Below are 23,944 nucleotides of genomic sequence, written 5' to 3'. Positions count from 1 at the left end.
GGGGCAGCGGTCGGTATGCCCCCTGTCCGCTTGCCTGCCGGCAATACCTTGATTGCTTGATTTCCCTGTTTCTTTTGCCGCTGCCACAGCAGACTTTCCAATAACAAGAAGCATATGAGTGCCGCCAGTAGTCCATTCCACTGGAACATCCGGGTCTATTACGAAGACACCGACACCGGAGGCGTGGTCTTCTACGCCAACTACCTGAAGTTCTTCGAGCGCGCCCGCACGGAATGGCTGCGCTCCTTGGGCTTCCAGCAGCAACACCTGGCCGAGACCACCGGCGCCCTCTTCGTGGTCAGGAATACCAGCGTCGACTATCTCTCGCCCGCCCGTCTGGACGATGAACTCCGCCTGACCGTGGTGGTCGAAAAATGTCGAAATGCTTCCATGCAGTTCGTGCAGGAAGCCTGGCGCCTGCCGTCGGGGGACGGTCAGCCCGAGTTGCTGGCGCGTGGCAGCATCACCGTCGCCTGCGTGGACCAGACCACTTTCCGTCCACGCCCAATTCCTGACGAAGTGCTGACTTGCATCAAGAAGAGCACATGATGTCAACGGAAAAGCTCATCCGCGCCTTTATGGCTCAGGGATCCATGCCTGCTCGCAGCATGTTCTCACCGGCTGGGACGATCTGCCTCAGGGAAAACTTCTGTCCGTATTTGCCGTCTTTTGTTTCGTATTGCTGGCACGCCAACTGAACCAAACAAAACAAAAGATTTTTAACTCTCGACTTTCCTTTCAAACGCCGCCTCCAAGCCGCCACACTTTCCCATGAATGTCACACAAGACCTGTCCTTCATTTCACTGATCGCAAACGCGTCCGTCCTGGTGCAACTGGTGATGTTGCTGCTGCTGTCGGCCTCGGTCACCAGCTGGACCTACATCTTCCGCAAGATGTTCACCATCCGCTCGGCCCGTGTGCAGACCGAGGAATTCGAGCGCGTCTTCTGGTCTGGCGGCAACCTTTCGGCGCTGTACCAGGATGCCCTGTCCAACCGCCGCAAGGCCGGTGGCGCCGGTGGTGCGCTGGAGCGCATCTTCCAGGCCGGCATGGGTGAATTCACCAAGGCCAAGGCGTCGGTGGCAGCGCGTGGTGGTGCGGTCGATCCCGGCCTGCTGCTCGACGGCGCCCGCCGTGCCATGCGTGCGGCCTACCAGCGCGAGATGGATGCGCTGGAATCGCACCTGGCCTTCCTGGCCTCGGTCGGCTCGGTCTCCCCGTACGTGGGCCTGTTCGGTACCGTCTGGGGCATCATGAACGCCTTCCGTGGCCTGGCCAACGTGCAGCAGGCCACCCTGGCTGCGGTCGCGCCCGGCATTGCCGAAGCCCTGATCGCCACCGCCATCGGCCTGTTCGCGGCGATTCCGGCGGTGGTGGCCTACAACCGCTATTCGCACGATATCGACCGTCTGGCGATCCGCTTCGAGAGCTTCATCGAAGAGTTCTCCAACATCTTGCAACGTCAGGCACGCTAATGGCTGGCTCATCGATGCGCGGGGGGCGTCCCCGCAAGTTCAAGTCCGAGATCAACGTCGTGCCCTACATCGACGTGATGCTGGTGCTGCTCATCATCTTCATGGTGGCCACCCCCATTACGAATCCCAGCGTGATCAACCTGCCGACGGCCGGCAAGTCCACGCAGCCGCCCTCGGATTACATCGAGATTGCCTTGAAACCCAACGCCCAGGCCAGCATCCGCATCAATGGCCCCAAGAGCGGTGGCAAGAAGGCCGAGACCGTGACCGGCAAGACCGACCTGGCCGAGCGCCTGCGCAAGCTGCATGAAGACAATCCGGACCTGGCCGTGATGATCTCGGCCGACAAGGACATCAAGTACGACGATGTGGTGCAGGTCATCTCGGAAGCCAAGAAACAAGGAATCGCGCGGGTCGGCCTGGCCACCAAGTAAGCGCACAGCCGAGTGATATGAGCGATAACGCACACTACACCATCCCCAAGCCGCCCGGCCGCTGGCGCGCCATCACGCTGGCGCTGGTGATGCACGTGGCCTTGTTCCTGTTCTTCTGGATCGGCATCCGCTGGCAGAGCGAAACGCCGCTGACGGTGGAAGCCGAGATCTGGGATCCGCAATACAAGGAAGCCGCACCGCTGCCCACGCCGCCGCAACCGGAGCCGCAGCCGGTCGTGGTCGAGCCGCCGCAACCCCAGCCGCAGCCGCAACCTGAACCCAAGCCCGTTGCGCCCAAGGTGATCGACGAACCCAAGGTCGAGAAACCCGATATCGCCTTGCAGAAGGAGAAGGAAAAAAAGCGCAAGGAAGAGCAGGAAAAGCAGCAGCGCCTGGAACAGGAAAAGGCCGACAAGCTCAAGGCCGAGAAGGAAAAGGCCGACCGCGAGAAGAAGGAACAGGCCGAAAAGGACAAGGCTGATCGCGAGAAGAAGGAAAAGCTGGAAGCCGACAAGCAGAAGAAGCTGAAGGAAGAGAAGCAGAAGGAAGAAGAAGCAAGGAAGAAGGCCGACGCCGAGAAGCAGGCTGCCGAGAAGAAGAAGCAGCAAGCCGCAGCCGACGCCAAGGCGGCAGAGCAGCGTCGCCAGGAAGACTTGAAACGAATGATGGGCCAGGCCACCAGTGCCACCGGCGGCAACGGCACGGCTGCGAAGTCGCAAGGTCCGAAGGGCAGCCCCAACTACGCCAACAAGTTGCGCGCGGTCATCAGGAGCAACACGGTCTTCGACAATAGCGGCGTCAGTGGAAACCCCGCCGGGGAGTACACTGTCGAATTGTTCCCGGACGGGACGGTGCGCAGCGTACGTGTGAACAAGCCTTCAGGTGTCCCGGGCTTCGACGATGCCGTGCGCACTGCCGTCATGAAGTCACAGCCCTTCCCGGCCGACACGGATGGCAAGGTACCGTCCAGCTTCACATTCACCCATTATCCGAAAGATCAGTAACCGATGATTAAAGCCCGTTACCTGACCCTGAGCCTGACCCGCATCGCCGCCGCCACCGTGGCCGTGGCCGGCCTGTCCTTCGCCCCGGCCTCGCAGGCGCAGATCCGCTTCGAGATCACCGGCGTGGGTGCCTCGCAGATTCCGGTGGCCATTGCCGCCTTCCCCGGCGAGGAGTCGGCCCCGCAACAGATCACCTCGGTGGTCAAGGCCGACCTGGCCAGGAGCGGCATCTTCAAGCTGATCGACAACAGTGATGCGCTCTCGGACTCCTCGGCCATCAACTATGCCGACTGGCAAAAGCGCGGCGCCAATGCGCTGGCCGTGGGCAGCGTCACGCGCCTGGCCGATGGCCGCTTCGACGTGCGTTATCGCCTCTTCGATACGGTACAGTCGACCCAGCTCTCGGCCCTGTCCATCGGTGCCCAGCCGCAACTGCTGCGCCTGACCGCACACAAGATCGCCGACGACATCTACCAGAAACTGACCGGCATTCCCGGCATCTTCTCCACCCGCATCTCCTACGTGACCAAGTCGGGCAACGAATACCGCCTGGAAGTCGCCGATGCCGATGGTGAAGGTACGCAAGTGGCACTGCGCTCCAACGAGCCCATCATCTCGCCGGCCTGGTCGCCGGACGGCACCAAGGTCGCCTATGTTTCCTTCGAGATGAAGAAGCCGGTGGTCTACATCCAGAACCTGGTCACCCGCCAGCGCTCCATCGTTGCCAACTTCAAGGGCAGCAACTCGGCCCCGGCCTGGTCGCCGGACGGCTCGCGCCTGGCCGTAGCCCTGACCCGCGATGGACTGACCCAGGTCTACCTCATCAATGCCGACGGTTCGGGCCTGCGTCGCCTGACCAACAGTTCCGGCATCGATACCGAGCCGCAGTTCTCGCCCGATGGCGGCAGCATCTATTTCACCAGCGATCGCAGCGGCGGCCCGCAAATCTACAAGGTGGGCCTGGATGGTGGTACGCCCCAGCGCGTCACCTTCAATGGCAGCTACAACATCAGCCCGCGCATTTCGCCTGACGGCAAGACGCTGGCCTTCATCTCGCGTCGCGACGGTCTGTTCCAGCTGTATGCGCTGGATCTGACCAATGGCCAGGAGATTCGTCTCTCCGACGGTGGCCGCGACCAGTCGCCCAGCTTTGCGCCCAATGGCAAATACATCATGTACGCGACGGAATCTGGTCGTCGCGGATCCCTGGCCGTCGTCTCTGTTGATGGCCGAGTCAAACAGCGTCTGACGACGCAGGCCGGTGATATCAGGGAACCGACCTGGGGTCCGTTCATGAAATAAAGAAATCCAATATCACTTTCATCACGACAAGGAGAAATCCAAAATGCGCACTATCAGTACCTTCGCCCTCATCGTCTCCAGCGCTGTTCTGCTGGCCGCCTGCTCGTCGACCAAGCTGGACGACAAGGCCAACGCTCCCGTGCAGAACGGCGCCAGCAACGGCGCTGACACCCGCGCCGTGGGCACTGTCAACGCTGGTTCCGTCGATCCGCTGAACGACCCGCAAGGCGTGCTGGCCAAGCGTAGCGTGTACTTCGACTATGACAGCTACACCGTCAAGCCGGAATACCGTACCGTCATCGAAAACCACGCCAAGTACCTGGTGGCCCACAAGGACCGCAAGGTGATCATCCAGGGCAACACCGATGATCGCGGCGGCGCCGAATACAACCTGGCCCTGGGCCAGAAGCGTGCTGAAGCCGTCCGCAAGGCACTGGTCCTGCTGGGCGTGTCGGATGCCCAGGTGGAAGCGGTTTCCTTCGGCAAGGAAAAGCCCAAGGCACTGGGCCAGGATGAAGCGTCCTACGCCGAGAACCGTCGCGCTGACATCGCTTACCAATAATCGTCATGTATACCGCTTTCAAACTGAAATCGGTAACCGTGGCGGCCATGCTGGCCGCCACGGCTTTCCTACCGCTTACCGCCCGTGCCGGCCTGTTTGATGATGACGAGGCGCGCAAGGCCATCCTGGACATGCGTTCCAAGATCGAGGCCCTGCAGCGTGACGTCGCCAACAAGGCTGACAAGAACAGTGTCCTGACCCTTTCTGATCGCAATGACAATCTGCAATCCCAGATTGCGGCGCTGCGTGGCCAGATCGAGGTGCTGACCAACGAGATCACCAACGCCCAGCAACGCCAGAAGGATTTCTACGTCGACCTGGATGCCCGCCTGCGCAAGCTGGAGCCGCAACAGGTGCAGGTGGATGGCCAGACGGTCGCTGTGGGCGTGTCCGAACAGCAGGCCTATGATGCGGCCCTGTCGCAGTTCAAGGGTGGCGATTACAAGGGGGCGGCCAATGCCTTTGCCGACTTCCTCAAACGCTATCCGCAATCGGCCTATGCCGCCTCGGCGCAATACTGGCAAGGCAATGCCTTGTACGCCCAGCGCGACTACAAGGGAGCCATTGCTGCGCAGCAGGTGGTGGTGAAGAATTATCCGGACAACCCCAAGGCTGCTGACGCCCTGCTCAACATCGCCAGTTCGCAAGCCGAACTGAAGGACAAGGCAGCGGCCAAGAAGACCCTGGAACAGTTGATCGCCAAGTATCCGAACACCCCTGCCGCGCAGACCGGCAAGGACAGGATGGCCTCGCTCAAGTAAGGCATTCGGCTGTCTGTTCTGGCGTGACACGCGACCGATGGTCGTTTGTGACGCCAAGGTGTTGACACCAGCGATAGCATTTGCCTATAATAGCGGTCTTTCGGGTCGTTAGCTCAGTTGGTAGAGCAGCGGACTTTTAATCCGTTGGTCGCAGGTTCGAGTCCCGCACGGCCTACCAGGAATTTGCAGTAGAAAAGAAAGCACTTACGAGAAATCGGAGTGCTTTTTTTTCGTCCGTAGCTACGGACTGCCCATTCAAAAACTGGTCTTTGCCGGAATTCTGCCGGAACCGGAAAATCCAGACCAAGCGTTCGATCAACTCACTGGGGGACGGCAAATGACCAACATCCTCGCAGGCCCCCTGCCTCAGGATCGCTTCGCCCCATTCACCAGACTCTCCGCACCGATCTCCGCAATCCTGCGCGCCCCCGTCAAGGTCATGGCCACCTGCATCTCCTTGGCAAAGAGTCCCAGCACATTCTCCACCCCGGCCTGCCCCTGCGCCGCCAGCGCATAAATGAAGGCACGCCCCAGCATCACCGTATCAGCCCCCAAGGCCAACAGGCGCACTACGTCCAACCCCGAGCGCACGCCTGAATCCACCAGGATGGCGAGCTCGCCCTTGACCGCGCTGGCAATCTCCGGCAAGGCGCGCGCGGTCGAGAGTACGCCGTCGAGCTGGCGTCCGCCATGGTTGGAAACCACAATCCCGTCAGCACCGAAACTGACCGCCTGGCGCGCATCTTCGGGATCGAGAATGCCCTTGAGCAGCATCTTTCCCTGCCACGAGTCACGTATCCATTGCAGGTCATGCCAGCCAATGCCCGGATCGAAATTGGCCCCCAGCCAGCCCACATAATCCTCCAGCCCGGTCTTCTTGTTGAGATAGGCGGAGACATTGCCCAGATCATGCGGACGCCCCAGCACACCCACATCCCACGCCCAGCGCGGATGCGTGATGGCCTGCAAATAGCGGCGCAGCGCCGCATTCGGCCCTGACATGCCCGAGTGCCGGTCACGATAACGCGCCCCCGGCACCGGCATGTCCACCGTAAACACCAGCGTACGCACCCCCGCTGCCCAGGCGCGGTCCAGCACATTTTTCATGAAGCCGCGATCCTTCAACACATACAACTGGAACCAGATCGGCTGCGTCACCGCCTGCTGCACCTCTTCGATGGGGCACACCGACACCGTCGACAAGGTGAAGGGAATGCCCGCCTTCTCCGCCGCCCGCGCCGCCTGTACTTCGCCGCGCCGCGCATACATCCCGGTCAGGCCCACAGGCGAGAGCGCCAGCGGCATGGTCAGCGACTGGCCCAGCAAGGTGGTGGAGAGATCAACCTCGCCCACTTCCTTCAACACGCGCTGACGCAAGGCCAGCTGGCGCAGGTCCAGCGAATTGCGCGCCAGCGTGTGTTCATCGTAGGCGCCGCCGTCGATGTAATCGAACAGGAAGCGCGGCAAGCGCCGCCGGGCGGCTTCGCGGTAATCGTGAGTGGACGAGATGATCATGACGGTCCTTGTCAAGGTGAAGGAAATGCGTTCCGGACTGCCGCGGCACGACGCGCGCGGGCGGGGGCTTCCTCGATGTCCAGCAGGCGCTGCTGCACGAACTCGAGATGGGCATTGGCATGCTGACGGGCTTCCTCGGCGCGGCCGGCGAGGATGGCATCGAGGATCTGACGATGCTGCAAATCCAGCTGGGCCACGATGTCGGGCAGCCGGTACAGTTGCCGCAAGGTGTCGGCAATGCTGATTTCCAGCAGCCGCAAGAGACCCGACATCACCTGCCGCAGCACCACATTGCGCGAAGCCTGGGCAATGGCAAGATGAAAGGCCGCATCGGTGCGAGCCTGGGCGGCCAGGTCATCGAGCGGTGCGGTGGAGACGGCCAGGTAGGCCTGCTGCAGCCGCCGCTTGTCTTCCTCGCTGGCGCGCAGGGCAGCGAAATAGGCAGCATCGCCTTCCAGCGAAAACCGGATCTCGGTCACGTCCTTCCAGTAACCGGCATCGCTGCGCGCCAGCGGCGCCAGCGGTTGCAGGGCCTCGGCAATCGGATCGGTCAGTGCCGCGTGCTCATCTGCAGCGAGGAAGGTGCCACCGCCATGACGTGCTACCAGCACGCCCCGGCTGGTGAGCACGCCGATGGCCTCGCGCAGGGATGAGCGCGAGACGCCGAATTCCGCGGCCAGCGCCCGTTCAGACGGTAGCTTCTGGCCCGGCGCCAGCGCCCGCCGGGCGATCAGGCTGGCCAGGCGGTCAACCAGGGGAGAGGCTGTCATGGGCGGCTCGCTTTCTTGGTGGTCGGACCACTTGCGGAGGACGTGAGGAGAACTTGAGCCCGATTGTAGAGGCACCCAGACAGAATGCACAAAGCGTTTGCAAAGTGGTCCGACCACTCATGCACGCCATGGTGCGCAGGCAGTCCCCCGGCGCAACGTCCCGCCTCGCGAAAAATAGCGCAAACCTTCATCTTTTTTCGGGAGACCGGGGCGCAACGGCAGCAGGTACGCCGATGCCTGCCGAATCCTTCATTTGACCCATGCGGCCATGGACGTGCTCACCAACGAGGCGTAGCGCCTGGCCTACTGAGCCTGGCGCGGCGCAGGCAGGCCGAGCTTGTCGAGGAATTCGCCGACGATGGGCTCCCGGATTTCCGGTCCGCGCGCAAAGAGCGTGTGCCCGTTCCGGGTGAAGGGTGGCAAGAGGCGCGGATCGGCGTGACGGCGATCCTATATACTGCAGCCTTCCCCGACTCCCGCAGCGACCATGTCCGAGCAAGCCCCCGAACCGATCTTCCCCGATGACGCCGTTGCCGGTGCCGACACCATCCCTGCCCCGCGTGCGTGGATCGTGCTGCAGAACGTGCAGGAAGTCGACACCTGGATCGACACCTACAACCGCGAACTGCAGGCCGTGGTCTTCCGCCACAAGATCAATACCGTCAACGCCGGCCAGGGCATCTGCTTCACGCTGGAGCTGGGCGGCGAGATCTACCTGCACACCACGCCCGAAGGCCAGATCCTGCTGGACGTGAGCGAAGAGGCTTCCTGGGCCGCCCCGGTCATCAGCGCCGCCGCCAACGTGGCCGCACCGGCCGGCAGTGTCTGGGTGCTGCCGCCGGATACGCTCACGCAGCTGATCCTGGGCCTGTCGGGGCTGATTGCCACGTCGCAGTTCGTCCTGCGACATGAGTATCGACTGGGCAAGGGCTTGCGGCCCAACTACTGAAGCGCACACCCCACCTGAGCGAAAGCAAGCACGATGAAAGAACGTACCCTGATCGCCGCCGGCGCGCTGAACATGTTCGTGGCCGTCGGCTGTGGCGCCTTTGGCGCACATGGCCTGAAGAAAATGATTTCCGCAGAGATGCTGGCCATCTGGCATACCGCCGTGACCTACCAGGTCATGCACGCCCTGGGCATGATCGCCGTCGCCCTGCTGATGCCGCGCATGGCCGGTACCGCGCTGACCTGGGCCGGCAGGCTGATGCTGGCAGGCATCGTCATCTTCAGCGGCAGCCTCTACCTGCTGGCCCTGACCGGCACGCGCATCCTCGGAGCGATCACTCCCCTGGGGGGCGTGGCCTTCCTGGCGGCCTGGCTGCTGGTGGCGTGGGCAGCACTGAAGAGCCGGTAAGCTGTACGCAGACTGCCATCGACCGGCATTAAGCCAGATTGAATGCTCAATGCAGAAGCATTAAACCGCCGTTAACGATGCGCAAAGGCAGCCGCTCAGGCCGCGGCACCGCTCAAGGCTTCCTTGACCAGTTCATCGATCTCGCCGGTGATGTTGGAGAGCACCCCGGCCACCACCGAGAATTCCTTGCCGGCCTGGCCCGAGCGGGCTGCCACGATGCGGGCGTTGAAGGCCACCATCTTGGCTTCGCGCGCGATGGTTTCGATGTCGGTCATGATGCCGCGCAGCTGCTCGCGCATGAGCCGTGCATGTTTCTTGGACTGCGCTTCATAGACCGCCGTGATCTCGTTCAACACCGCCAGCAAGGGCGTGGTTTCCTGCACCAGTTGTTCCAGCAGGGCCGGTGCGGTCTTCAGTTTGTCTTCGATGGCATTGAGCGCGCGCTGGGCCAGTTCGGCGAAGGCGGTGATGCGGGCATCGCCCCGGCTGCGTCCGAAATACACCTCTTCCAGTTCCGGACAGAATACGCCGGGCAAGCCGGCCGAGCGCCGGATCAGGGCCGTGTGCGCGCTGCGAAACAGCGCCAGCGCTTCGCGCGCTGTGGCGCACGCCTCCTGCTGGCCCTGAGCGGCCAACACAGCGTAGAGCACCAGCCGCTGCGAGGTGAAACGGCGGCGGCCCGAGAGATTGATCAAGGCCCCGAACACCTCGCCGGACAGCGGTGCGGATTCGGGCGGTTCAGCCCCTGCGGCGGGGCTCTCCTCGATGACAGCCAGGCTGCTCATGAACATCTCCTTCCCATGCAATTGATCGCCGGCTCAAGCGGCCTCGCGCGCCGGATGCGCCTGCTTGCGATACAGGAATTCCAGCACCGCCGTGCGATAGGCACCATATTGCGCATCCTGCGCCAGGGTGACGCGGTCACGCGGACGCGGCAGCTTCACCTCCACGATCTCACCGATGGTTGCGGCGGGACCGTTGGTCATCATCACGATGCGGTCCGACAGCAGCACGGCCTCATCCACATCGTGGGTCACCATCACCACCGTGGAGTCGGTCTTGGCGACGATCTTCAACAACTCATCCTGCAGATGGGCGCGCGTGAGGGCATCCAGCGCGCCGAAGGGTTCATCCATCAGCAAGACCTTGGGCTCCATGGCCAGCGCACGGGCAATGCCCACGCGCTGCTTCATGCCGCCGGAGATTTCATTGGGGCGCTTGCTCTCGGCGGCGGTCAGGCCCACCAGCGCCAGCGCGGCACGGGTACGGTCGCGTAACTGGGTGCGATTTTCGGTCGCCCCGAAGACACGCTCCACACCGAGATAGATGTTTTCGTAGCAGGTCAGCCAGGGCAGCAGCGAATGGTTCTGGAACACCACCGCACGTTCCGGCGCCGGGCCGCCGATCTCGCGGTTGGCACAGAGCAGCACGCCCTCGCTGGGCTGGAGCAGACCCGCAATCAGGTTCAGCAAGGTCGACTTGCCGCAACCGGAGTGGCCGATCAGGGTGACGAACTCGCCCTTGGCCACCGTCAGGTTGATCTCACGCAGGGCATGGAAGACGCCCTTCCTGGTGTGGAACACCATCTCCACACCGTGGATGTCGATGAATTTGCCGTTGAGGTTGTCCATGATCCGCGTCCCTTAGTTGTTGACCTGCTCGTAGGTAAATGCCTTGGCCAGCGCCACCAGCAACTGTTCCAGCACCAGCCCCACCACCCCGATGACAACGATGGCGATGATGATGTGCGGCACGTTCAGGTTGTTCCATTCATCCCAGACCCAGAAGCCGATGCCCACGCCCCCGGTCAGCATCTCGGCGGCCACGATCACCAGCCAGGCGGTACCGATGGAAAGACGTACGCCGGTCAGCATGTAGGGCAATACCGAGGGAAAGAGAATCTTGGTCAGCACCTTCCATTCGGAGAGATTCAAGACCCGCGCCACGTTCATGTAATCCTGCGGCACGCGCTGCACACCGACGGCGGTGTTGATGATCATCGGCCAGATCGAACAGATGAAGATCGACCAGATCGCCGCCGGATTGGCCGACTTGAAGACCAGCAGGCCAATGGGCAGCCAGGCCAGCGGCGAGACCGGACGCAGCAGACTGATGATGGGGCCGAACATGCGCGAGAGGAATTCCACCCGGCCGATCGCAAAGCCCAGCGGAATGCCCACCAGCGCCGCCAGCCCGAAGCCCATGCCAACCCGCTGCAGCGAGGCCAGCACGTTCCAGCCTATGCCCTGGTCATTGGGACTGTTGCGGTAGAAGGGATCGGAGAACATCACGCCCGCCTCCTTCAGGGTCACCCATGGCGTGGGGAAACTGGCGGTCTTCAAGGCGATGATCTGCCATACCAGCACCAGCAGCGCCATACCCAGGAGCGGTGGCACCACGCGCATGAACAGACCGCCAGCGGCAAGCTTCCTGCGCAGGCTGCGCGTCCTGGCAGGGCAGGCGGCGGGCGCTGTCAGCGCCTGGTTGGCGGGCGCCGTGCGCGCCGGCTCGATGGCGACAACAGATCCGCCATGGCTGTTGCCGGCGGGCTTGGCGTTGTCACCCATGATGCTTTCTGCGACTGCACTCATCGTTTTCCCCTTGCTCGATATACTTCACCGTAATGGCTCCGGCCTGCGGCCACAGCTGCTTACACCTTGATCTTGAAGGACTGCGCGTAGGCCGCCGGATTCTTGCCGTCCCACACGATGCCATCCACCAGTTTCGAACTGCGCATCACCTCCTTGGGCAGCGGTGTCTTGGTCATGGCGGCGGCCTCCTTGTAGAGATCGATCTGGTTCACCGATTTGGCCACGGCCAGGTAATCCGGATCGCTCTTCAACAGGCCCCAGCGGCGATGCTGGGTCATGAACCACATGCCGTCGGAGAGGAAGGGGAAGTTGACCTGGCCTTCTTCATAGAACTTCATGTAGTTGGGATCGTCCCAGGTCTTGCCCAGGCCGTTCTGGTAGCGGCCGAGGATGCGCTGGTCGATCACGTCCTTGCTGGTGTTCACATAGGACTTGTCGGCGATCACTTCGGCCATCTTGTTCTTGTTGACCAGTGAAGCATCGATCCACTTGCTGGCCTCCAGGATGGCAGCCATCATCGCGCGGCAGGTGTTGGGGTATTTCTGTACGAATTCGCGCGAAGTGCCCAGCACCTTCTCCGGATGGTCCTTCCAGATGTCCTGGGAAGTGATGGCGGTGATGCCCACGCCATCGACAATGGCGCGATGCCCCCAGGGTTCGCCCACGCAGAAGCCATCCATGTTGCCCACCCGCATATTGGCCACCATCTGCGGCGGCGGCACGGTGATGACCTTGGCGTCCTTCATCGGATTGATGCCATTGGCGGCCAGCCAGTAATACAGCCACATGGCGTGGGTGCCGGTGGGGAAGGTCTGGGCAAAGGTGTATTCGCGCTTCTCGGTCTGCATGAGCTTGTAGAGCGAGGCACCATCGACGGCCCCCTTCTCGGCCAGCTTTTTGGACAAGGTGATGGCCTGGCCATTGTGGTTCAGCCCCATCAACACGGCCATGTCCTTTTTCTGTCCGCCGATACCCAGCTGCACACCGTAGATCAGGCCATACAGCACGTGGGCCGCGTCCAGTTCGCCGTTGGTGAGCTTGTCGCGCACGCCGGCCCAGGAGGCTTCCTTGCTGGGGACGATCTTGATGCCGTACTTCTTGTCGAAACCCAGCACCGAGGCCATCACCACCGAGGCGCAATCGGTCAGGGGGATGAAGCCGATTTTGACTTCTTCCTTTTCGGGCTTGTCCGAACCGGCCGCCCAGGCACCGCCCGGCGCCAGGCCCAGCATGCCGCCACCGGCGGCCACTGCGGCACCCTGCACAAGCGTGCGGCGCTTGCCGTTGACTCCGGCGGCTGCCGTGATCGTCTGGCCTTGTGCGCCTTGCTTGCCCGACAGCGGCGCGCCTGCCTTGTCCACCTGACTCCTGGATTCCATAGCACCTTTCCCCTTGCGTTGCGGTTTGATGAAAGCCCAAACAAAAAAGGCGTGTCCCGACATGGATGAGCCATATCGGAAGACGCCTTTGTCCTGGAGGGCAGGACCGCCATTGGCCGCACCCTCACATTGCTTGCGCATTGCTGCGCTTTGTACGGAGTTCAGCAAAGAGCGTGCCAGAACCGGATCACCGACCGTAAAGCCTTGCCGGCACTGCGATTGCGGGCAGCCTCCAGGCGTGCCAGGGCGGCCGGCAGCAGCTGTCCGGCGCGATCAAATCGGGCGCGGGCCGCACTTCCATTGTGCTTTGCACCAAGTTGGCAGCGCTCGCTGGGGCGCGGTTACCTACCCGCGCTTGCCGGGTTTTCCTACAGCACATTGCGTGGCGCGCTGATCGTGCCGCGGCCGCGCTCCCCCTAAGATGGGTCCAGCTTCACGATTGACCCGGCGCTTGCACCCTGGCGGGCAAGAACGAACTCAATAAGAAAGGAGAACCTCCATGACCCTCGGTACCATCCTGCTCATCGTCCTGATCCTGATCCTGCTGGGCGTGATTCCGGCCTGGCCGCACAGTCGCGGCTGGGGCTATGGTCCCAGCGGTATTGCTGGCACCATCGTCATCATCCTGCTGATCCTGCTACTGCTGGGCAAGATATAAGGCGGGGCGACAGTTGGGCCTGTCCGACTGTCCTGCGCCCCTACCCTCCCCTCCCGCAAGCCTGATACCATCCGGTGGCGGACGGGAAAACGGCGCGGTCGGTGCCTGTCACCGACCGCGCCGTTTGCTTGTGCGCGTCGCCTCGCAATGTGCCGAGGCCAGCTCACGCGATCGGCCCCCTGTCCCGTAACGTGATGAGGCTGACACCAGATGAACAATAAATTGCTCGCTTCCACCCTGCCCGCTTTCCTGGCGGCCCTGACCATGCTCTGCGCCGGTACCACGCACGCCGCTGAAGAAGATGTCAGCCAATCCGATCCGCCACGCTGGTATCAGGAGGACAACAGCCCGCAACAGCGCCTGGACAACCTCAACAAGGAAACCGCTGCCGCCTATGCGCAAGCGAAGAAGGAGTGCCTCAAGCTCAAGAGGAAGGAGGCCGCAGCCTGCCGCCAGCAGGCCGCCGAGGCCAGGAAGCAGGACACGGCGCGCGCCCTGCGCATCTTCAATGATTACAAGGCGGCCCAGCCCGAGACTACCCCGACCAAACCGGCAGCACACTCCCACTCACGCAAGCGCGCTGCCCGATAAGCCGGCCCATGCCCATGCAGCAGATGCGACAACGCCGCCACGGGTCACCCCGTGGCGGCGTTGTTGATGTGGCTGCCCCTGTTGTCAGGGCAGCGCCAGCGGATTATTTGCCGACCTGATTGCCGATCACACCGCCCACGGCGGCACCGCCGACGGTCCCGATGGCGCTGCCACCGGTGAGTACGGCGCCACCCACGGCACCGGCACCGGCACCGATGGCGGTGTTCTTGTCCTGCTGGGTCATGCCGCTGCAACCGGTCAGGGCGGCAAAGGCACAGATGGCGACCGAGGTCACTGCCAGTTTCTGCATGGTCTTCATGATGACTCCTTCCTCTTTATCCAATGAGAGAATGCGGCCGCCGCTCAGGTCGACGGGCGCATGATCACGCGCGGCCGCCGAGGCTGCGCATGATCACGATAAACCGGTATGCTGGGTGCGGCCTTGGCGTTGCCGCGTTGCCCATCCCCTGCCTTGCCTTCGGCACGGGCGCCATAGAGCAAGACGGCATTCTGCAGGGATTTGGAGCGCCGGGTCTCGGCCATGTCCATGTAACGGAATTTTTTCTGCCCCAGCGTATGCAGACGCGCCGCATCGACCGGCATGTGACGGTCCATCGTGGAAGCCGACCAGCGCGCAGCGCCGTCAACGGTTTGGGGAGTTTCAGCGAAGGCGTGAGAGGCGAAAGCCGAAGCGGCTGCCAGCATGCAAATACCGACTGTTTTTTTCATGGTCTGCCCTTTCAGGGATCCCTTCTGGCGGTGAGCAAAAATTTCATGCGGCAAACCGTGAACTCTTTGGCAATTCACGGCTCTACCAGCACCATGACCACATGGTCGCGGAAATTGCTGCATCACAAAATCAGCCGTTTCCGATATTGGTGTAGGCGTTTTCCTACAAGCGCTTCCGGCATCCTCTTCCCGACCCGCACGCCCTGCCGGAACATCCGGGTCAGGAGACTCAGTCCTTGGCCGCTTCCTTGGCATCACCATAGGTCTTCTGGACATTGCCCTCGACCTGCTTGGCGGCGCCCTTGACCTGCTGGCTGGTATTGCCGGTCAGCTCACCGGTCTTCTGCTGCACCTTGCCTGCCGCTTCCTTCAAGCTGCCTTTGATCTGGTCCTTGTTCATGATGGCTCCTTTGGATTGTTTGCCTGATGGTCATCCGGCGTCGCACTGGGCGCACTGCCGGCTCCGTCACGTCTTGCGGCCCGTCGGGCGGTGTGTGACGATGAATCCATGGTAACGATGAGCCTTTGGCGGCGACATAAGAGAGTCGCCCTTTCGCGCGTAGGAAAAAACGAAAACCCGTGACGGAAAAACGGACCGCACAGAAAAACTCACCAAAACGCAGAAAGCCGCCCTGGGGGCGGCTTTCAGAGGGGATGACTGGATCGTGAAGGCAGTGCTGCGCAGGCCCTTCAGGTCTCGCTGGAGACCAGCTCGGGACGGATCGGCAGGCTGATGCTGATGAGCGCCCCCTTGCCCGGCGTGGAGCGGATATCGACCTCTCCGCCAAAGAACGTGGCCCGTTCGCGCAGACCGCGCAGACCGTAGGTCTTGTGGTTGTCGCGCCGCTCTTCGGGAATACCCACGCCATCGTCACGCACGGTCAGCGCCACGTGATCCTCGTCGACGTCGAGGATCACGTCGACCTTGCTGGCCTTGGCGTGCTTGGTCACGTTGTTGAGCATTTCCTGCAACATGCGGTAGATGGCGATTTCCATCTCATGCCCCACGTCCACGTCTTCATCGGGCAGGCTGGCGTGGCAGGCAATGCCGGTGCGCTCATGCAGTTCGTCGAGCTGTTCGGAGATCGCTGCCTTCAGGCCGAACAGGTCCAGCGTATTGGGCCGCAGCTCGGTCTGGATGCGCCGCGTGGTGGCGACCAGCGATTTCATCAGGCCCTGCATGCGGGTCTTGCGGTCGGCCCATTTTTCATCCGGCGGCAGGATCTGGTAAACCCCCTCCAGGTGCATCGACAAGGCCGTCAGCGACGCCCCCATGTTGTCGTGCAGCTCGCGCGCGATGGCGCGTTTTTCTTCCTCGCGCACCGTCTCCAGGTGATTGGTCAGTTCGCGCAGCAGCGCGGTACGCTGGATCACGGTCTTCTCCAGCTGGCTTTCGCGCTGGCGCAATTCATCCTCGGCCTGCTTGCGCTCGGTGATATCGGTGCTGATGCCGATGACGCCCTGTACGCTGCCATCCTTGCCGAACCAGGGCACCTTGGCGGTCTGGAAGGTCACCACGCCTTCGGGCAAGTGCAACGTCTGCTCCAGCTTCTCGGGCTTGCCCGAGGCCATGACGCGGCGGTCATCGCGATCCACGACATCGGCCTCTTCCTGCACCATGAAGAGCTCGCGACTGGAACGGTACATGGTCTCTTCCCAGGTCTTGCCCAGCTTGTGCAAGGTCGCCGGGTTGGCAAAGATCATCAGGCCCTGTCGGTTCTTGACGAAGATCGGATCGCTGGTGCTTTCACTGACGGCATTGAGCAAAGCACTGGTTTCGGCCAGCTTCTGCGCATTGCGCGTACGCTCGCCATATTCGCTGTCGAGCCGGCTGGCCGAGCCCCAGAAGATGAAGAGCACGATCACGCCGTTGATCAGCGTCAGCGTCGGCAGCACCAGTTCCGGCAGGATCCAGCCATGCGTCATGCCCCAGTTGAGCAACAGACTGAAGGCCAGCAGCAGGAACAAGGTCTGCGGCAGCAGGTGGCGCAGCATCTGGCCGCCCGGCGCGATGCGCAGGATCACGGCCATGAGCGCATGGGAGGGACGCGCCATCAGCAGCGCCGCCCCCAGCAGGGCGAACACCAGCGCCGAGAGCAGCGATACCGGCAGCGGAAAATCGAGATAGATGAACTGGGGCACGTCATACAGATAGCCCACCAGCGGAATGGCCGACAAGCCCACCAGCGTGAAGGACAGGTATTCAGCCGGATAATAACCGCCCAGCAGGCGCCAGTCCTGCAGCAGCAGGGCCAGGGCCATCAGCACGAAGCCCACCGACAGCAAGGGGGAAATGGCCAGCGGCGAGATCGGATGGGTGCCATCCAGCGGCAGCCATCCCAGAAAAACGATGCCCCCGTGCACCAGTGTGGCCAGGCCCAGCACCAGCAGCAGTGCGGCCAGCGCAGTGCCGAGCTGGCGCAGGGAGGGTCGGCGGGCACTCGAATTCATGCAGCGCAGATAGAGCGCCGAAGCGCCCAGAATGAAGCCCGCTGCCGTCACCTCCCGTACCTCCAGCAGGCCCGAGAGCAAACGCCGGTATTCCTCGCCCAGCAAGCCCGTCACCAGCACCACCACACCCAGCAGGATCACTGCCATGGACAGGCCCATGGACAGCGTCACCATGCTGCTGTCATGCGCGTGGGACGCGGCAAAATACTCTACCGATGCGCTGTTCTGGAGATCGGCGGAGGACGGACGAAGGCCGTCATTGTTCTTCTGCATCGTCGAAAATCCCTTGCTCTAGTGCGACCCGTGCCACATGCGCGCCTTTTGTGGCGGCGTGCCTGCCATGATCGGTTCTGATTGTCTGGTCCATCAAGGTCGCGCCGAACTACCCTGGCGACATGCTGGCTGGCTGCGCAAATTGATGCAGCAAAAAAACTTACATCCCGCCCGTCTGGGCCGGCCCCTGCGGTGGCGTATTGTTGCTCGACGAACTCCGCCCGGTTCGCCCTGCTCTCTGTCTGGCCAGTTCCTCCAGCAGATCACACAGCAGCGGCAGCTCCGAGGACTTGTCGAAGAAGTGCTGCACCCCGCATTGCACTCCCACGCGCCGATACGTCGGACTCACATGATTGCTGAACACCACCTTGAGCTCACTCTGGCGCCGCGTATTGGAGCGGGCCAGCGCCTGCAGCAGGCTCATGCCGTTGCCCTGCTTCAACTGGATATCCAGGATCAGGACGTCATAGCTGTTCTCACGCAGATGGCGCAACGCCTCCAGCTCGCTCTCGGCGTACCCCACCAGGCGTACACCGGCGATCTCGGCCAGGCTCTCCACGATCAGGTCCCGTACGTCCTCCGAATCCTCCACCAGGAAGATCCGCAAGGACGTCCCGTCGCTGTCGCGCTGGAGCCTGCTGTTGAGAATGTCATCCATGATGCGCCGTACCACTTTTCCTTGCCTGCCGCGCGGCCAGATCGGCCGTCACGGCAACATATCCGCCCGGGGTGTCAGGGCTCAGTCGATCAGGTTGTTCTTGATCGCGTAATAAATGATGTCCGCGTTATTGGTCATGCTCATCTTCTGCAGCACCCGCGAACGGTAGGTACTGACCGTCTTGACCGACAGGCACAGCTCGTCGGCGATCTGCGTCACGCCCTGGCCCTGGCCAAGCTTGTAGAAGATCTCGTACTCGCGCTGCGAGAGCGTCTCGTGCAGCGGCTTCTCGGAATCCACCGGCTCGCTGGTGAGCAGCTCGGCCACGCCGTAGCTGATGTACTTGTGCCCGCGCAGGATGGTGTTGATGGCGTTGACCAGCTCGGTGGCCAGCGCTTCCTTCTGCACGTAGCCGGAGGCGCCGCTGCGCAGCACCTGCACCGCATAGCGGCTCTCGGGGTGCATCGACAGCATCAGCACCGGCAGCTCCGGCTTTTCACGCTTGATCTGCTTCAAGACTTCCACGCCACTCTTGTCGGGCATGGCGATATCGAGCAACACGATATCCCAGTCCTGGGTACGCACCAGGCGGATGGCTTCTTCCGCCGTGCTGGCCTCGCCGCCGATTTCCATCGACGGAATTTCCGAAATGAAGTGGTGCACACCTGCCCGTACGACCGCGTGGTCATCGACTACAAGTATTTTTGTCATGGCATTTTTGAGCGGTGAATTGAAACTTCAGCGCCCTGGGCGCTGATGGGACCTGTTTTATGTTTGTACTCGATTCCGTACCGGACCCTGCACATGATTGCGTACGGCAACATGATCGATGCACGGTCTGCGGCCTTCTTCGTCGCTGCCTCCCTGTCCTGACAGGCCAGTGGCCTGCCCCTGCGTGGCAGCGACGTGTTCCAACTATACCTGACAGGTCCTGACCTGTCTTCTTGCGAAACGCACCGGATCGTTGCGATGCGCTTGGCAAGCGGCAGTCCACGAACTGACAAAGCGCGGACCGGTCAAGAGACCGGTCACGCGCTTGCAAGTTCCCCGGCTTATTGCTTCAGGCGCAGGTCATTACGTACCGAGACCACACCCTTGACGCCACGAGCCAGTTCGGTGGCGCGGGCAGCGGAGGTCGAGCTGGAGACGAAGCCGGAGAGCTGGACCACGCCCTTGTAGGTTTCGACATTGATTTCCGCGGACTTCAGGTTCGGTTCATTGAAGATGGCGGCCTTCACCTTGGTGGTGATGACGGCATCATCGACGTACTCGCCGGTGCCTTCCTTGCCGGGGCTGGAGGCGCAGCCCACCAGGGAAACCATGAACAGGGCCAGGAAGAAACCGAGGAAACGCTTGGTGAGAGACATTTTGGTCAGCGACATGATGAAACTCCTTTGATTTGTTGCGCAATCAGGTGATTGCGTCAGGAAGGCAATGGGTTCTTGCCAGCGAAATTACTTGCCGTACTTGGCCTTGGCGTTAGCCACGCACTTGTCCTTGGCATCACCGCTCATGGCATCGCACTTTTCCTTGGCGACGTCATAGTTGGCGTCGTTCTTGTCCTTCATGGCGTCCTTGTCGGCCTCTGCACCCTTGCGCTTGGCCTTGGCGTCGGCGATGGTGGATTCGTGATCAGCCTTGGCTTGCTTCTCGCAGACGTCCTTGTCGTTACCCTTCAGAGGACCGCACTTCTTCTTGGCCGTCTTGTAGTCAGCGTCAGCCTTGGCCTTGTCTGCCTTGTACTGGGCCGCTGCCGGATCGGCGGCAAAGGCGGCACCGTGCAGGCCGATAGCGGCTGCGCCGAAGATCATGGTTGCGATGATTTTTTTCATTGTGTCCTTCCTCATGGTTTGCTTGGGTTGCGGCCTGGGGCCGTATTCTTATGCAGGCCGGCATGGGGACCGGCCTGCGTCCTGCACTTTCACTCACTGACGCTCATACACCAGCACCTTGCGGCAGCCTCGTCGGGCCTGCGCACTGGCGAGGCTGCTGCGCCACGCATGGTCGGCTTATTGGCGCCAGTCCTTGTTGCGGTCTTCCCAGTCGCGGATCTGCTTTTCAGCCTCGTCCTTGCTCACGCCGTAGGCTTCCTGCACACGGCCGGCCAACTGGTCGCGCTTGCCGGCGATGACGTCGAGGTCGTCGTCGGTCAGCTTGCCCCATTGCTCCTTGGCCTTGCCCTTGAATTGCTTCCAGTTGCCTTCAACGATGTCCCAGTTCATGTCGGTCTCCTTGCAAAGTTGGGGGAATGGATTCCCGAAATATCCTTCTGCTCCAGTAGGCACTGCGGTGGGCTTACAGGCCCAGCAGATCGCTCATGTCATCGGCGTGTTCTTCTTCCTGCGCCATGATCTGGATGAGCATGTGCCTGGTGGTCGGATCATCGTCGCCGATGCGTTCGATCATCTGGCGATAAGCTTCGATGGCCACACGCTCTTCCACCAGATTGGCGCGGACCATGTCCTTGATGTTGTCGGACTCATCGTATTGCGCATGACTGCGCTCGGCGATGGTCTTGGGATTGAAGTCGGGTTCGCCATTGAGTTGCACGATACGTTCGGCAATCTGATCGGCGTGGCTCTGTTCTTCCTGTGCGTGCTGCAGAAACTCGCCCTTGATGGCTTCGACATTGAGGCCCTTGGCGGTGTAGTAGTGACGCTTGTAGCGCATCACGCACAGCAGTTCGGTGGCCAGGGCGTCATTCAACATGGCGATGACTTCCTCGCGATTGCCGCGATAGCCTTCGGTGACGGCGCCGTCATCGATCTTCCTGGCGGCGGCGCGGATGGCATCCTTGTCGAGGTGGAAGTCTTGCTTGTTCTTGACGTCGGTCTTCGGTGGATTCTTGGTCATGGTCATTCCTTCTCTCCGGTTTCTTGACTAATGCGCTGCGGTCGTCGAAAGGCCCCTGGCGCCTGGCTGGATCCGGCCTGCCGCGCGGGCCGCCGGGTTCCGGGAAAATACGTTGACGGATCTGCTCAGTAGCGGTCCGCGCTGCGGCCCACGGCCAGACCGACCAACAGGCCGATACCGGTGCCGATGGCAATGGCACGCCAGGGGTTGGACTGCACGTAGTCGTCAGTACTGGTAACGATCTGGCGCCCCGTCTCGACCATGGCAGCCTGGGCATCCTGGGCGGTATTGAGCGCCTGCTCCAGCAAGTCCTGGGCACCCGCGCGCAGATCATCGGCCTTCTTGCCGGTGGTATTGGCCGCTTCGGCGAACATGTCCTGCGCCTGCTGCAACAGCGATTGCACATCGGTACGAACGGTCTTGAACTTGTTGGCTTGCATGCTTGCCCTCCTTGAATTCGTTGCGGTTTGATCAGGACGGCGGGGCTGGCCCGGCCATCCGGTGTGGGGTGTGTGCAGGGCGCTGATCACAGCAGGTACTGCAGCACGATGAGCACCAGCACCGGCACTCCCAGCAGCCATCCGAGTACGAGCTTGTCCATGATCTCCTCCCTTGTTTTTTTTGATGCCGGGCGCTTGCGTCCTGGCCCGGCGTCATCCTTGCCTGCCTCAGCCAGTCAGTCAGTCAGTTGCACGATACCGATGGCTTGTCGCGCTTTGTATCGGCGCCAGCCCGATTGCCGTGTAGGACAACGGCCCATCGAGCCTGCTCGCCTGCGCTCATCGGATACGGCGCCGTGCCACGATGCGGGCACTGCCGCCCTCGTCTTCCCAGCGCTGCAGTGCCACTTCCTGCTGGCGTTGTTCACGGCGCTGCGCCTGGCGCGCCAGCATGCGCAGGCTGGCACCGACAGCCAAGCCGGCCATGCCGGCAGCCCACAGGAATGTCTTTCCAAAACGCATCAGTTCTCTCCTTGCGTTGGCGTCGAAACGGTGCCGCCTTACAGCGAACCGGCGCGCTGGCGCAGCGAGCGCTTGATCAGATCCTGTGCCTGACCGACCGCATGGGTGATGCGGCCATCCATCTGCCGGCGCTGGGCGGCGCGCTGCAGGCTCACATTGCCCAGCACGGAGGCCACACTTTCCTGGAGCTTGCCCAGGGCAAAGTTGAACTGACCGGTGATCGTCTTCTTGTTCATGGTGTGCTTGCTCCTGCTCAAGGGTTCAACATGAATGCCCAAAGCTAATCCGGGCACCTGCGGCACTGCGGTCCTGCACCGCGATGGCTGCGGCTGCGACGCGTTCAGCGCGCCTGGAGACCATGAGAAAAATCATAGCGAGCGGTCACTGTCCCGCTCTATAGGACGGCGGCCGATTGTCTTGTAGGACAAAGCGGAAAGCCTTGTCAGCATTGGGGTTTCGGCCGGACTGGCGGTTTCGTCGCGGCGCCGTCGGGCGCTCAAGCACGGCCGTTTCCTACATCGGCTTGCGGCCCAGTCCGATGGAATTGCACACGGCTGGCTCCTAGGATGAAAACGTGCAGCGACGGACGGGCTTGCTTCTCGCCGGTGCCAATCCGAGCGCTGACCATTGACCCGCTGACGACAAGGAGAACATCATGGGCAAGTACTTCCTCGCATGGCTGTGTGGCGTACCGGCGTTGCTGCTGGTTCTGATCTATTTCTTCGTCCACTGAGCTGATGCCTGTTCACGCCGTCCCGCTCGCTGAATGATGGCGGGAGCGGCTTTCCAGGAGAAAGGAAACAACATGACCAACGACCACCTCATTTCCACCCTCAACGATCTGATCCAGATTTCCATCGATGGCGAAAAGGGTTTCCGGGCCTGTGCCGAGGATGCCCAGGAGCGCTACATTCCCTACAAGGAAACCTTCCTGCAGCGGGCCACTGCCTGCGGCCAGGCGGCTCTGGACCTGCAGGCTCTGGTGCATCGCCTCGGCGGCGAGCCGGCCAGCCACAGTACGCTGGGCGGGGCGCTGCATCGACAGTGGGTGAACGTGAAGAGCGCCATCACGGGGCGTGACGACGAGAGCATCCTGGACGAATGCGAACACGGAGAGGATGCCGCCGTCAACGCCTATCGCAAGGCGTTGAGCGAAGAGCTTCCCACCGATATCCGACTGATCATCGAGCGTCAGTACCAGGGTGTCCTGGCCAACCATGACAAGGTGCGCAGCCTGCGCAATGAGGTGCGGGCGCGCAAGGCGGCCTGATCGGACCAGACACCTCTCTGTTCCGAAGAAGTCAGAAGTCCTGCGCCGGCTGTACATCAGGCTTGATCCCGGGCCCCGTGTTCTCGAACACGGGGTTTTCATTTTCAGGCTCGGGGCGTTGGGGGGAGATCGACGCCGGAGAGGCGACAAATGTCGCCCGACATAAAAATTCATTCAGGCTCAGTAGTTAGCCTTCAAACAAAAAAAAGCGCAGCCCGAGAGCTGCGCTTTTTCATGGGATTTCACTGCAAATGATTTATATCATTTACCGGTTTCTTCACCACGCACTGAAACCACCCATCATCCCTCACCCAGATAAGCCGCCTTCACCCGCGGATCATCCAGCAT

At 61.9% G+C, this 23,944-nt stretch carries 31 protein-coding genes and 1 tRNA gene; 13 read left to right on the top strand and 19 right to left on the bottom strand.

Annotated features, from left to right (window positions below):
* The first annotated feature begins 114 nt into the window (after nucleotides 1–114).
* The 8 genes from ybgC to HWE01_RS19235 all read left to right on the top strand — a co-directional run bounded on the left by ybgC (nucleotide 115) and on the right by HWE01_RS19235 (nucleotide 5,717).
* Nucleotides 115–549 (top strand): tol-pal system-associated acyl-CoA thioesterase, encoded by a 435-nt coding sequence (ybgC, locus tag HWE01_RS19270; protein WP_008326552.1) that lies wholly within the window; start codon nucleotides 115–117, stop codon nucleotides 547–549.
* A gap of 222 nt (nucleotides 550–771) precedes the next feature.
* Nucleotides 772–1,476, top strand: coding sequence for a protein TolQ (gene tolQ / locus HWE01_RS19265; RefSeq protein WP_008326550.1), 705 nt, complete (start codon nucleotides 772–774; stop codon nucleotides 1,474–1,476).
* Nucleotides 1,476–1,910, top strand: a complete 435-nt coding sequence (locus tag HWE01_RS19260) for an ExbD/TolR family protein (protein ID WP_008326548.1) — start codon at nucleotides 1,476–1,478, stop codon at nucleotides 1,908–1,910. Before tolQ ends, HWE01_RS19260 begins: the two co-directional genes overlap by 1 nt.
* 17 nt (nucleotides 1,911–1,927) lie before the next feature.
* The gene (tolA, locus tag HWE01_RS19255; RefSeq protein ID WP_241822597.1) at nucleotides 1,928–2,914 is read left to right on the top strand and encodes a cell envelope integrity protein TolA; all 987 of its coding nucleotides are present in this window, start codon (nucleotides 1,928–1,930) and stop codon (nucleotides 2,912–2,914) included.
* Between the two features lie 3 nt (nucleotides 2,915–2,917).
* Nucleotides 2,918–4,216 carry a Tol-Pal system beta propeller repeat protein TolB gene (gene tolB / locus HWE01_RS19250; RefSeq protein WP_008326546.1) on the top strand — a complete coding sequence of 433 codons (1,299 nt, stop codon included), beginning with the start codon at nucleotides 2,918–2,920 and terminating at the stop codon, nucleotides 4,214–4,216.
* A 43-nt stretch (nucleotides 4,217–4,259) separates the two neighbouring features.
* A complete protein-coding gene (gene pal, locus HWE01_RS19245; RefSeq protein ID WP_008326545.1) occupies nucleotides 4,260–4,778 on the top strand; it encodes a peptidoglycan-associated lipoprotein Pal in 519 nt (172 codons plus the stop codon).
* A gap of 5 nt (nucleotides 4,779–4,783) precedes the next feature.
* A complete protein-coding gene (gene ybgF / locus HWE01_RS19240) occupies nucleotides 4,784–5,539 on the top strand; it encodes a tol-pal system protein YbgF (RefSeq protein ID WP_175344127.1) in 756 nt (251 codons plus the stop codon).
* Nucleotides 5,540–5,641: 102 nt separating this feature from the next.
* A tRNA-Lys gene (locus HWE01_RS19235) sits at nucleotides 5,642–5,717 on the top strand.
* Nucleotides 5,718–5,905: 188 nt separating this feature from the next.
* On the opposite strand, the gene lldD is transcribed toward HWE01_RS19235, so the two are convergent.
* Together lldD and HWE01_RS19225 are read right to left on the bottom strand one after the other, a co-directional pair.
* Nucleotides 5,906–7,054: an FMN-dependent L-lactate dehydrogenase LldD gene (gene lldD, locus HWE01_RS19230; RefSeq protein ID WP_241822596.1), complete on the bottom strand. Its 1,149-nt coding sequence runs from the start codon at nucleotides 7,052–7,054 to the stop codon at nucleotides 5,906–5,908.
* An 11-nt stretch (nucleotides 7,055–7,065) separates the two neighbouring features.
* Nucleotides 7,066–7,824, bottom strand: a complete 759-nt coding sequence (locus HWE01_RS19225) for an FCD domain-containing protein (RefSeq protein ID WP_241822595.1) — start codon at nucleotides 7,822–7,824, stop codon at nucleotides 7,066–7,068.
* A 487-nt stretch (nucleotides 7,825–8,311) separates the two neighbouring features.
* Between HWE01_RS19225 and HWE01_RS19220 the strand changes: the two genes are divergently transcribed.
* Together HWE01_RS19220 and HWE01_RS19215 are read left to right on the top strand one after the other, a co-directional pair.
* Nucleotides 8,312–8,773 (top strand): hypothetical protein, encoded by a 462-nt coding sequence (locus HWE01_RS19220; RefSeq protein WP_008326518.1) that lies wholly within the window; start codon nucleotides 8,312–8,314, stop codon nucleotides 8,771–8,773.
* Nucleotides 8,774–8,806: 33 nt separating this feature from the next.
* Nucleotides 8,807–9,181, top strand: coding sequence for a DUF423 domain-containing protein (locus tag HWE01_RS19215; protein ID WP_175345072.1), 375 nt, complete (start codon nucleotides 8,807–8,809; stop codon nucleotides 9,179–9,181).
* A 95-nt stretch (nucleotides 9,182–9,276) separates the two neighbouring features.
* Here HWE01_RS19215 and HWE01_RS19210 read toward each other — a convergent pair whose 3' ends face one another.
* The 4 genes from HWE01_RS19210 to HWE01_RS19195 are packed head-to-tail and all read right to left on the bottom strand — an operon-like array spanning nucleotide 9,277 to nucleotide 13,151.
* Nucleotides 9,277–9,966: a methyl-accepting chemotaxis protein gene (locus HWE01_RS19210; RefSeq protein WP_241822594.1), complete on the bottom strand. Its 690-nt coding sequence runs from the start codon at nucleotides 9,964–9,966 to the stop codon at nucleotides 9,277–9,279.
* Between the two features lie 33 nt (nucleotides 9,967–9,999).
* Complete coding sequence (locus HWE01_RS19205) at nucleotides 10,000–10,812, bottom strand: ABC transporter ATP-binding protein (RefSeq protein ID WP_175345070.1); 813 nt, start codon at nucleotides 10,810–10,812, stop codon at nucleotides 10,000–10,002.
* A 12-nt stretch (nucleotides 10,813–10,824) separates the two neighbouring features.
* On the bottom strand, nucleotides 10,825–11,772 hold the full coding sequence (gene ntrB / locus HWE01_RS19200; RefSeq protein ID WP_241822593.1) for a nitrate ABC transporter permease: 948 nt from the start codon (nucleotides 11,770–11,772) through the stop codon (nucleotides 10,825–10,827).
* A gap of 59 nt (nucleotides 11,773–11,831) precedes the next feature.
* On the bottom strand, nucleotides 11,832–13,151 hold the full coding sequence (locus HWE01_RS19195) for a CmpA/NrtA family ABC transporter substrate-binding protein (RefSeq protein ID WP_502798457.1): 1,320 nt from the start codon (nucleotides 13,149–13,151) through the stop codon (nucleotides 11,832–11,834).
* 499 nt (nucleotides 13,152–13,650) lie between these two features.
* Between HWE01_RS19195 and HWE01_RS19190 the strand changes: the two genes are divergently transcribed.
* Entirely contained in the window at nucleotides 13,651–13,809 is a 159-nt protein-coding gene (locus tag HWE01_RS19190) for a DUF3309 family protein (protein ID WP_006464722.1), read from the top strand.
* 210 nt (nucleotides 13,810–14,019) lie between these two features.
* Nucleotides 14,020–14,400 carry a hypothetical protein gene (locus HWE01_RS19185; RefSeq protein ID WP_241822592.1) on the top strand — a complete coding sequence of 127 codons (381 nt, stop codon included), beginning with the start codon at nucleotides 14,020–14,022 and terminating at the stop codon, nucleotides 14,398–14,400.
* Nucleotides 14,401–14,503: 103 nt separating this feature from the next.
* Here the strand turns inward: HWE01_RS19185 and HWE01_RS19180 are convergent, their stop codons facing one another.
* The 13 genes from HWE01_RS19180 to HWE01_RS19120 form a co-directional block, all read right to left on the bottom strand.
* The gene (locus HWE01_RS19180; protein WP_008326509.1) at nucleotides 14,504–14,719 is read right to left on the bottom strand and encodes a YMGG-like glycine zipper-containing protein; all 216 of its coding nucleotides are present in this window, start codon (nucleotides 14,717–14,719) and stop codon (nucleotides 14,504–14,506) included.
* Between the two features lie 44 nt (nucleotides 14,720–14,763).
* Nucleotides 14,764–15,183 carry a hypothetical protein gene (locus HWE01_RS19175; RefSeq protein ID WP_241822591.1) on the bottom strand — a complete coding sequence of 140 codons (420 nt, stop codon included), beginning with the start codon at nucleotides 15,181–15,183 and terminating at the stop codon, nucleotides 14,764–14,766.
* Between the two features lie 175 nt (nucleotides 15,184–15,358).
* Nucleotides 15,359–15,529, bottom strand: a complete 171-nt coding sequence (locus tag HWE01_RS19170; RefSeq protein WP_008326507.1) for a CsbD family protein — start codon at nucleotides 15,527–15,529, stop codon at nucleotides 15,359–15,361.
* 290 nt (nucleotides 15,530–15,819) lie between these two features.
* Nucleotides 15,820–17,853: a PAS domain-containing sensor histidine kinase gene (locus HWE01_RS19165; protein WP_034349868.1), complete on the bottom strand. Its 2,034-nt coding sequence runs from the start codon at nucleotides 17,851–17,853 to the stop codon at nucleotides 15,820–15,822.
* 160 nt (nucleotides 17,854–18,013) lie between these two features.
* On the bottom strand, nucleotides 18,014–18,511 hold the full coding sequence (locus HWE01_RS19160; RefSeq protein ID WP_034349866.1) for a response regulator: 498 nt from the start codon (nucleotides 18,509–18,511) through the stop codon (nucleotides 18,014–18,016).
* An 81-nt stretch (nucleotides 18,512–18,592) separates the two neighbouring features.
* The gene (locus HWE01_RS19155; protein ID WP_006464715.1) at nucleotides 18,593–19,222 is read right to left on the bottom strand and encodes a response regulator; all 630 of its coding nucleotides are present in this window, start codon (nucleotides 19,220–19,222) and stop codon (nucleotides 18,593–18,595) included.
* 341 nt (nucleotides 19,223–19,563) lie between these two features.
* Complete coding sequence (locus tag HWE01_RS19150; protein WP_008326489.1) at nucleotides 19,564–19,893, bottom strand: BON domain-containing protein; 330 nt, start codon at nucleotides 19,891–19,893, stop codon at nucleotides 19,564–19,566.
* Nucleotides 19,894–19,965: 72 nt separating this feature from the next.
* The gene (locus HWE01_RS19145; RefSeq protein WP_008326487.1) at nucleotides 19,966–20,343 is read right to left on the bottom strand and encodes a hypothetical protein; all 378 of its coding nucleotides are present in this window, start codon (nucleotides 20,341–20,343) and stop codon (nucleotides 19,966–19,968) included.
* Between the two features lie 177 nt (nucleotides 20,344–20,520).
* Entirely contained in the window at nucleotides 20,521–20,733 is a 213-nt protein-coding gene (locus tag HWE01_RS19140; protein ID WP_058894511.1) for a CsbD family protein, read from the bottom strand.
* Between the two features lie 73 nt (nucleotides 20,734–20,806).
* Nucleotides 20,807–21,370 (bottom strand): ferritin-like domain-containing protein, encoded by a 564-nt coding sequence (locus HWE01_RS19135; RefSeq protein ID WP_008326484.1) that lies wholly within the window; start codon nucleotides 21,368–21,370, stop codon nucleotides 20,807–20,809.
* 119 nt (nucleotides 21,371–21,489) lie between these two features.
* Nucleotides 21,490–21,804: an ElaB/YgaM/YqjD family protein gene (locus HWE01_RS19130; protein WP_008326473.1), complete on the bottom strand. Its 315-nt coding sequence runs from the start codon at nucleotides 21,802–21,804 to the stop codon at nucleotides 21,490–21,492.
* Between the two features lie 339 nt (nucleotides 21,805–22,143).
* Nucleotides 22,144–22,326 carry a hypothetical protein gene (locus HWE01_RS19125; RefSeq protein ID WP_008326472.1) on the bottom strand — a complete coding sequence of 61 codons (183 nt, stop codon included), beginning with the start codon at nucleotides 22,324–22,326 and terminating at the stop codon, nucleotides 22,144–22,146.
* A gap of 38 nt (nucleotides 22,327–22,364) precedes the next feature.
* Nucleotides 22,365–22,562: a CsbD family protein gene (locus tag HWE01_RS19120; RefSeq protein WP_008326470.1), complete on the bottom strand. Its 198-nt coding sequence runs from the start codon at nucleotides 22,560–22,562 to the stop codon at nucleotides 22,365–22,367.
* Between the two features lie 569 nt (nucleotides 22,563–23,131).
* Here HWE01_RS19120 and HWE01_RS19115 point away from each other — a divergent pair.
* Entirely contained in the window at nucleotides 23,132–23,596 is a 465-nt protein-coding gene (locus HWE01_RS19115) for a ferritin-like domain-containing protein (RefSeq protein WP_241822590.1), read from the top strand.
* The last annotated feature ends 348 nt before the right edge of the window (nucleotides 23,597–23,944 follow it).

Origin of the sequence: Herbaspirillum sp. C7C8, assembly GCF_022627875.1 — a bacterium.
GTDB lineage: Bacteria > Pseudomonadota > Gammaproteobacteria > Burkholderiales > Burkholderiaceae_D > Herbaspirillum.
The sequence above is the reverse complement of the archived record's forward strand: the minus strand, read 5'-3'. Positions and strand labels throughout refer to the sequence as shown.

Excerpts from the sequence above, each read along its gene's own strand:
- ybgC (WP_008326552.1), top strand. The coding sequence starts at position 115 with ATGAGTGCCGCCAGTAGTCCATTCCACTGGAACATCCGGGTCTATTAC.
- tolQ (WP_008326550.1), top strand. The coding sequence starts at position 772 with ATGAATGTCACACAAGACCTGTCCTTCATTTCACTGATCGCAAACGCG.
- HWE01_RS19260 (WP_008326548.1), top strand. The coding sequence starts at position 1,476 with ATGGCTGGCTCATCGATGCGCGGGGGGCGTCCCCGCAAGTTCAAGTCC.
- tolA (WP_241822597.1), top strand. The coding sequence starts at position 1,928 with ATGAGCGATAACGCACACTACACCATCCCCAAGCCGCCCGGCCGCTGG.
- tolB (WP_008326546.1), top strand. The coding sequence starts at position 2,918 with ATGATTAAAGCCCGTTACCTGACCCTGAGCCTGACCCGCATCGCCGCC.
- pal (WP_008326545.1), top strand. The coding sequence starts at position 4,260 with ATGCGCACTATCAGTACCTTCGCCCTCATCGTCTCCAGCGCTGTTCTG.
- ybgF (WP_175344127.1), top strand. The coding sequence starts at position 4,784 with ATGTATACCGCTTTCAAACTGAAATCGGTAACCGTGGCGGCCATGCTG.
- lldD (WP_241822596.1), bottom strand. The coding sequence starts at position 7,054 with ATGATCATCTCGTCCACTCACGATTACCGCGAAGCCGCCCGGCGGCGC.
- HWE01_RS19225 (WP_241822595.1), bottom strand. The coding sequence starts at position 7,824 with ATGACAGCCTCTCCCCTGGTTGACCGCCTGGCCAGCCTGATCGCCCGG.
- HWE01_RS19220 (WP_008326518.1), top strand. The coding sequence starts at position 8,312 with ATGTCCGAGCAAGCCCCCGAACCGATCTTCCCCGATGACGCCGTTGCC.
- HWE01_RS19215 (WP_175345072.1), top strand. The coding sequence starts at position 8,807 with ATGAAAGAACGTACCCTGATCGCCGCCGGCGCGCTGAACATGTTCGTG.
- HWE01_RS19210 (WP_241822594.1), bottom strand. The coding sequence starts at position 9,966 with ATGAGCAGCCTGGCTGTCATCGAGGAGAGCCCCGCCGCAGGGGCTGAA.
- HWE01_RS19205 (WP_175345070.1), bottom strand. The coding sequence starts at position 10,812 with ATGGACAACCTCAACGGCAAATTCATCGACATCCACGGTGTGGAGATG.
- ntrB (WP_241822593.1), bottom strand. The coding sequence starts at position 11,772 with ATGAGTGCAGTCGCAGAAAGCATCATGGGTGACAACGCCAAGCCCGCC.
- HWE01_RS19195 (WP_502798457.1), bottom strand. The coding sequence starts at position 13,151 with ATGGAATCCAGGAGTCAGGTGGACAAGGCAGGCGCGCCGCTGTCGGGC.
- HWE01_RS19190 (WP_006464722.1), top strand. The coding sequence starts at position 13,651 with ATGACCCTCGGTACCATCCTGCTCATCGTCCTGATCCTGATCCTGCTG.
- HWE01_RS19185 (WP_241822592.1), top strand. The coding sequence starts at position 14,020 with ATGAACAATAAATTGCTCGCTTCCACCCTGCCCGCTTTCCTGGCGGCC.
- HWE01_RS19180 (WP_008326509.1), bottom strand. The coding sequence starts at position 14,719 with ATGAAGACCATGCAGAAACTGGCAGTGACCTCGGTCGCCATCTGTGCC.
- HWE01_RS19170 (WP_008326507.1), bottom strand. The coding sequence starts at position 15,529 with ATGAACAAGGACCAGATCAAAGGCAGCTTGAAGGAAGCGGCAGGCAAG.
- HWE01_RS19165 (WP_034349868.1), bottom strand. The coding sequence starts at position 17,853 with ATGCAGAAGAACAATGACGGCCTTCGTCCGTCCTCCGCCGATCTCCAG.
- HWE01_RS19160 (WP_034349866.1), bottom strand. The coding sequence starts at position 18,511 with ATGGATGACATTCTCAACAGCAGGCTCCAGCGCGACAGCGACGGGACG.
- HWE01_RS19155 (WP_006464715.1), bottom strand. The coding sequence starts at position 19,222 with ATGACAAAAATACTTGTAGTCGATGACCACGCGGTCGTACGGGCAGGT.
- HWE01_RS19150 (WP_008326489.1), bottom strand. The coding sequence starts at position 19,893 with ATGTCGCTGACCAAAATGTCTCTCACCAAGCGTTTCCTCGGTTTCTTC.
- HWE01_RS19145 (WP_008326487.1), bottom strand. The coding sequence starts at position 20,343 with ATGAAAAAAATCATCGCAACCATGATCTTCGGCGCAGCCGCTATCGGC.
- HWE01_RS19140 (WP_058894511.1), bottom strand. The coding sequence starts at position 20,733 with ATGAACTGGGACATCGTTGAAGGCAACTGGAAGCAATTCAAGGGCAAG.
- HWE01_RS19135 (WP_008326484.1), bottom strand. The coding sequence starts at position 21,370 with ATGACCATGACCAAGAATCCACCGAAGACCGACGTCAAGAACAAGCAA.
- HWE01_RS19130 (WP_008326473.1), bottom strand. The coding sequence starts at position 21,804 with ATGCAAGCCAACAAGTTCAAGACCGTTCGTACCGATGTGCAATCGCTG.
- HWE01_RS19125 (WP_008326472.1), bottom strand. The coding sequence starts at position 22,326 with ATGCGTTTTGGAAAGACATTCCTGTGGGCTGCCGGCATGGCCGGCTTG.
- HWE01_RS19120 (WP_008326470.1), bottom strand. The coding sequence starts at position 22,562 with ATGAACAAGAAGACGATCACCGGTCAGTTCAACTTTGCCCTGGGCAAG.
- HWE01_RS19115 (WP_241822590.1), top strand. The coding sequence starts at position 23,132 with ATGACCAACGACCACCTCATTTCCACCCTCAACGATCTGATCCAGATT.